Origin of the sequence: uncultured Maritalea sp. (assembly GCF_937139385.1) — a bacterium.
Classification (GTDB): Bacteria; Pseudomonadota; Alphaproteobacteria; order Rhizobiales; family Devosiaceae; genus Maritalea; species Maritalea porphyrae_A.
In genome coordinates, this window is record NZ_CAKZPW010000108.1 from 1 (window position 1) to 5,515 (window position 5,515).

The following is a 5,515-nucleotide window of genomic DNA, read 5'->3' on the forward strand; positions in this document are numbered from 1 at the left end:
GGTACATCTATCGCCACACCTGCCGAGCCACCCGCTGTTTCACCGGCTAATGGCTCGGTCATTTATCAGGGCCCGTACCTTAATTACGGCCAAATTGTCATCTTAAACGTAGGACAAGACTACAATATTTTGCTGGCAGGCCTTGCCAGCACAAATGTGGCGTTGGGACAATTTGTGCTGATGGGAGAGCCGGTTGGAATTATGGGCAAGCGCACGATTTCTCAAACAATCGCGACCAGTGCTGGTAACTCGCGTCCAACGCTATATATTGAACTTCGTAAGGAAGGGGAGCCAATTGACCCTTCTGATTGGTGGGCGACCACAAAAACCGCAACGCAAAACGGATAAAAAATGAAATCTAGTATTGTTCGGGCCCTGTGGCTGTCCTTCATTATGATCATTGCTGGTGCACATGGTGCATTGGCGCAAGACCAATCAACGGGGCCAATGAGCGATGATGAGGTCTATCAAGAGCTCAACCTGTTTGGCGAGATATTCGACCGCATTCGCGATGAATATGTGGACGCGCCAAATGAGCGCGAATTGGTTCGTGCAGCCATTCAAGGCATGTTGACGTCGCTCGATCCACATTCAGGTTATCTGGATCCCAATGACTTTGAAGATGTGCGCGAAGATACGCAGGGCACATTTGGCGGTTTGGGTATTGAAGTGATCATGGAAAATGAAGTGATCCGAGTGGTTTCACCAATTGATGAAACACCCGCTGCACGTGCAGGCGTTTTGGCGGGTGACTTAATCGTTGAATTGGATGGTGTTGAAGTCCGTGGTCTTTCGCTTGATCAAGCCGTGGACAAAATGCGTGGCGAAATCGGTACTGACATTGAATTGACCATCGTACGTGAAGGCCGAGACGACCCCCTGAACATCACCATTACGCGCGACATCATCACCTTCCGTGTGGTGCGTACGTCAGTTCGTGACAATGTGGGGGTAATTCGCCTCGCACGGTTCACCGGACAGGCCTATGCCGGCATTGAAGACGGCATCCGCGAATTGCGGAGTGAAATGGGTGATGACATGAAAGGGTTGGTTTTGGATTTGCGCAACAACCCGGGCGGTTTGGTGGACCAAGCGGTCTATATTGCAGATGCGTTTTTGGCGCGCGGCAATATTTTGTCGACCCGCGGTCGCACCGATGATGAAAACACGCGCTATGACGCAAACCCTGATGATTTGGACAAATTGATTGCTGATATTCCTTTGATCGTTTTGATCAATGGGGGATCCGCTTCTGCGTCTGAAATTGTTGCCGGGGCGTTGCAGGACCAACAACGGGCCACTTTGTTGGGCACACGGTCATTTGGCAAAGGCTCGGTACAATCCATTATTCCACTTGGGGAAAATGGCGCAATGCGTTTAACCACTTCGCGCTACTACACGCCAAGTGGGCGTTCCATACAAGCCGCTGGCATTACGCCAGACATTGAGATTTTCCAAGACGTGCCCGAAGAGTTGCAGGGCCGAGATTTGCTTATTGGCGAAGCGGCACTTGATGGGCATATTGATGGCGGTACGGAAAAAGAAGCGACTACCGGTTCTTCTGTTTTTGTGCCCGCAGATCCAGATAAAGACAATCAGCTCAAGTATGCTGTTGATTTGATCAATGGTGTGGAAACTAATGAGGCCTTTCCACCCAAAGCAGATAATTAGAATATAGGAGAACAGGGCCCGATAGGCCCTTCATCGACGTGATAGGATAAACTGCGGCACATGATCGACAAGCTGGATAAGCCCTTGGGTCGCAGACGCGGCAAGGCCAAGCCACCCGAGTCCAAAACCAATTTGCCCCGCCTGCCTATAGTGCCAATTGCGATTGGCATTATGGCTTTGGTGATTGGTGCGCCTTTGGCTTGGATATTCTTTGTCGACAACCCAGAAGGTGGCCGCCCTGTCGCCAATGTGGAGGTCAACTCCGTTGTGGACAGCAATGAGCTGGCAAGAAACCTAACCGTTGAGGAACAAAGCCAAACCGAAGAACCGGGCACCGGAGTGATTGAAGTTGGGAATGGTGAGCAGCTCATTGTCAACACAGACGATTTGCCCGATTCAGATAATGCTGCGGTTGGCGGGCTTGTGCGTAAAGACATGTTGGAATTGAGCCAACATGGCTACATTCCCCAAGTTGCAAGCAATGGCGACCGGCCCGTCGATGTTTATGCCCGACCATCGATTAGCGCGAGTACGGCCGATGGCAAACCGCTGATCGCTATCGTTGTGACAGGTCTTGGCCTATCAAAAGACGGCAGCAATAGTGCCATTGATCGACTGCCGGACGACTTTACGTTAGCGTTTGCTCCTTATGGCAAATCGGTTGCTGAGATTGCAGGCAAGGCCCGAGAGGGTGGCCACGAGGTCATGTTGCAGGTGCCGCTAGAGCCTTTCGACTATCCGCAAAATGACCCTGGCCCGCAAACCCTACTGGTTGGCCAATCCGTGCGCTCAAATCTTGATCGGCTTTATTGGTTGATGTCGCAGATCCAAGGTTACACCGGAATCATCAACCATATGGGTGCAAAATTCACATCGTCATCTGGCGACTTTGAGCCCATCATGGAAGAGATTGCGTTGAGGGGCCTGGCCTATGTGGATGATGGCACTTCGAACAGATCTGTCGCGCCGCAGTTGGCGCAACGCTCTGGCGCAAATTTTGCAGTGGCAGACATCACATTGGATGATACTCCATCCCAAGCCAGAATTTTGGAGCAACTTAGCCGGTTGGAAATTCGCGCCCGAGAAAAGGGCCATGCTATTGGGCTAGCCACGGTGCTACCAATTTCGGTGCGCACCCTGACTGAATGGGCCCAAACACTGGAAGACAAGGGCATTATACTTGTGCCTGTAAGTGCGCTTTATACTCACCATGATGGATCATAATATGACTAATTTTGCACTGCGAGAGCAATTGCCTTACCGCCCATGTGTGGGCATTGTTTTGTTCAATAACGAAGGCAAAGTCTTCGCTGGGAAACGCAAACCACAAGACAAAGAATTTGCCAAATATATTTGGCAATTGCCTCAAGGTGGGATTGATAAAGGCGAAGTGGCTGCAGAAGCAGCTTTGCGCGAACTTTACGAAGAAACCAACGTCAAGTCCGTCGAAATTATTGAAAAATCCAAAAATCCCCTGTTTTATGATCTACCAGATGAATTGCTTGGCATTGGCTTAAAAGGCAAATATCGCGGCCAAGTGCAGGATTGGTTTGCGATGCGATTTACGGGTGAGGAAGATGAAATCAACGTAAAACGGCCAGCCAATGGCGCACACCCAGCCGAATTTAGCGCTTGGGCTTGGAAGCAATTGGACGAAATGCCGGATTTGATCGTGCCGTTTAAACGCAAAGTGTACGATGACATTTTGGCAATGTTCTCTCATATTGGCCCCAAGAAAGTCGCATAAGTGAAAACCATTGGCCTTATTGGTGGCATGAGCTGGGAGTCAACTGCGCTCTATGACGCCGCCATCAACAAATAAATCACAAAACGTAAGGGTGGCCTGCATTCGGCGCCGATTTTGATGCATTCCGTTGACTTTGAACCAATTGCAAAAATGCAAGCCGCACACGATTGGGATGGATTGGGCGCCGCTATGGTTGATAGCGCTCAACGCTTAGATCGAGCAGGCGCACAAGCAATATTTCTGGCCACCAATACGATGCACAATGTGGCACACCGCATTGAAGATAGTGTTGATCTGCCATTCGTTCATATTGCTGAACCAACTGCCGACGCTTTGTTGGCAGACGGTATTGAGCGTGTTGCTCTGCTTGGGACTGCCTTCACCATGGAAATGCCGTTCTACGTTGATCGTTTAGAAGCCAAAGGTTTGGATGTATTGGTGCCTGAAGTGGACCGCACCAACCTTTCTGGCATTATCTACAACGAATTGTGCAAAGGCATCATCAGTGATCAGTCTCGTTTGGTTTATATCGACGCCATCAATAAACTGAGGGCGCGCGGTGCTGAGGCGGTGATTTTGGGTTGCACAGAAATTACGATGCTGATCAGTGATGACGATAGCCCTATCCCCACATACGACACGACGGCCCTGCACGCAGGAGCCGCCGCTGATTTTATTCTGAGTTAGGCTGTTCGCTCTTAGTCCGCGCTTGTGATGATCCAACGTTGAGTATTGTCATTCTGCGCGCGACGGGTCACAGCTGAGTTGTCGTTTGAACCTTCATGAGCATCAACAAACCGGCCAGTGCTGCGTTGTTTGATTGTGTAGGTTTTGTTGCCCAGTGAAGTCATCACCCATTTCTGTGTCATGTTGTTTTGTTTTGGACGCGTTACGATATCGTAGCTTGTTGGGCCTTGGTGGGCATCTAGATATAAACCGGAGCTTTTTTGCTGGATCGTATAAGTATTGTTGCCTAGCAAACGCAGTACCCACACTTGTGTTCGGTTGAGTTGTGGTGGACGAGTAACCGCTGAATTGTCGTTTGATCCCTCGTGGGCATCCAAATAACGGCCAGTGCTCTTTTGTTGAATGGTGAACTCGCCAACAATGCTGCCGGAAGGCTGTGGTGCTGGTGCAACAGCTTTTTTGATCAACCAACGCTGCGTTGAGTTATTTTGCGGCGGGCGAGTGACAACTGAATTGTCGTTTGAGCCTTCGTGGGCATCAAGATAGCGACCAGTGCTCATTTGCTGCAATGTATATGTTTGATGCCCTTCCAGAACCAAACGCCATTGCTGGGTGCGGTTGTTTTGGCGATTACGAGTGACCGCTGAGCTATCGGCAGACCCTTCGTGTGCGTCCATGAAACGACCATTGCTCTTTTGCTGGATCGTATAAATATTGTTGCCAAGTGGCTTGAAGGTCCACACCTGCGTTGTGTTCGCTTGTTTAGCGCGGGTCACGATTGAATTGTCGTTGGAGCCCTCATGTGCATCCATAAAGCGACCATTGCTTTTTTGTTGGATGGTGAAGCCACCGCTAAGGGGGGTAACTGCCAATGGAGAAGCGAATGAGCTGCCCCCAAAAACTGAAGCTGTGATAATAGCGACGGCAGCTGATGCGCGTTTGATTGAATTCCAGTACATTTTTCTTCTCCCAATGAATTACTGTTCCCGTTTGTTGATCCCTTTGTAGAGCGGCGCGCATGAGGCTGCTTTGAACGGGGAATTCATATTGCGTTCATGTAGTTGAAAGGCAGGTAGAAAGAGGAACGCGCGGCTATCCCAAATGGGGTGAACAGTGGATGAATGGCCAGTTCACGCCAGAAACAGATGCTGACTTGTAAAACGGGGCAACATTTTGAAAAGGGAGATACCAAATGTCAGTTTCACGTAAAATCATTCAAGCCACATCCATCCTAACCGCAACCATGATGCTGGTTGCCGCAAGCGCAACTGTGAGCACCGCAGCGCCGCAAACATCGCTCACTGCTGGCGAAAAGTGCACAGTCACTTCAGGCCCAAACAAAGGCAAGTCAGCGCATCACAACACGAAGGGCGCAAAAAACAGAGCGCAAACGAGTCCTGCCATATTTTT

The 5,515-nt window shown here is 50.0% G+C and carries 7 protein-coding genes; 6 read left to right on the forward strand and 1 reads right to left on the reverse strand.

All coding sequences use genetic code 11. The features are described 5' to 3' along the window. From Q0231_RS04395 to Q0231_RS04415, 5 genes are all read left to right on the forward strand, one after another. The coding region (locus tag Q0231_RS04395) for a peptidoglycan DD-metalloendopeptidase family protein (RefSeq protein ID WP_299345589.1) at window positions 1-348 on the forward strand (348 nt) is incomplete at its 5' end. A gap of 3 nt (window positions 349-351) precedes the next feature. Next, window positions 352-1,671, forward strand: coding sequence for a S41 family peptidase (locus Q0231_RS04400; protein ID WP_269392801.1), 1,320 nt, complete (start codon window positions 352-354; stop codon window positions 1,669-1,671). Window positions 1,672-1,731: 60 nt separating this feature from the next. Beyond that, the gene (locus tag Q0231_RS04405; protein ID WP_299345592.1) at window positions 1,732-2,895 is read left to right on the forward strand and encodes a divergent polysaccharide deacetylase family protein; all 1,164 of its coding nucleotides are present in this window, start codon (window positions 1,732-1,734) and stop codon (window positions 2,893-2,895) included. A 1-nt stretch (window position 2,896) separates the two neighbouring features. Next, entirely contained in the window at window positions 2,897-3,418 is a 522-nt protein-coding gene (locus tag Q0231_RS04410; protein ID WP_269392803.1) for an RNA pyrophosphohydrolase, read from the forward strand. Window positions 3,419-3,493: 75 nt separating this feature from the next. Continuing rightward, window positions 3,494-4,105 carry an aspartate/glutamate racemase family protein gene (locus Q0231_RS04415; protein ID WP_367274468.1) on the forward strand — a complete coding sequence of 204 codons (612 nt, stop codon included), beginning with the start codon at window positions 3,494-3,496 and terminating at the stop codon, window positions 4,103-4,105. A gap of 11 nt (window positions 4,106-4,116) precedes the next feature. On the opposite strand, the gene Q0231_RS04420 is transcribed toward Q0231_RS04415, so the two are convergent. Continuing rightward, the gene (locus Q0231_RS04420; RefSeq protein ID WP_299345596.1) at window positions 4,117-5,064 is read right to left on the reverse strand and encodes an RICIN domain-containing protein; all 948 of its coding nucleotides are present in this window, start codon (window positions 5,062-5,064) and stop codon (window positions 4,117-4,119) included. A 233-nt stretch (window positions 5,065-5,297) separates the two neighbouring features. On the opposite strand from Q0231_RS04420, the gene Q0231_RS04425 reads away from it, so the two are divergent. Further along, window positions 5,298-5,515: hypothetical protein (locus Q0231_RS04425; RefSeq protein ID WP_299345599.1), on the forward strand; the 218-nt coding region annotated here is incomplete at its 3' end.

Bases quoted from the DNA above. Each gene is read 5' to 3' on its own strand.
- Q0231_RS04400 (WP_269392801.1), top strand. From the start codon at position 352: ATGAAATCTAGTATTGTTCGGGCCCTGTGGCTGTCCTTCATTATGATC.
- Q0231_RS04405 (WP_299345592.1), top strand. From the start codon at position 1,732: ATGATCGACAAGCTGGATAAGCCCTTGGGTCGCAGACGCGGCAAGGCC.
- Q0231_RS04410 (WP_269392803.1), top strand. From the start codon at position 2,897: ATGACTAATTTTGCACTGCGAGAGCAATTGCCTTACCGCCCATGTGTG.
- Q0231_RS04420 (WP_299345596.1), bottom strand. From the start codon at position 5,064: ATGTACTGGAATTCAATCAAACGCGCATCAGCTGCCGTCGCTATTATC.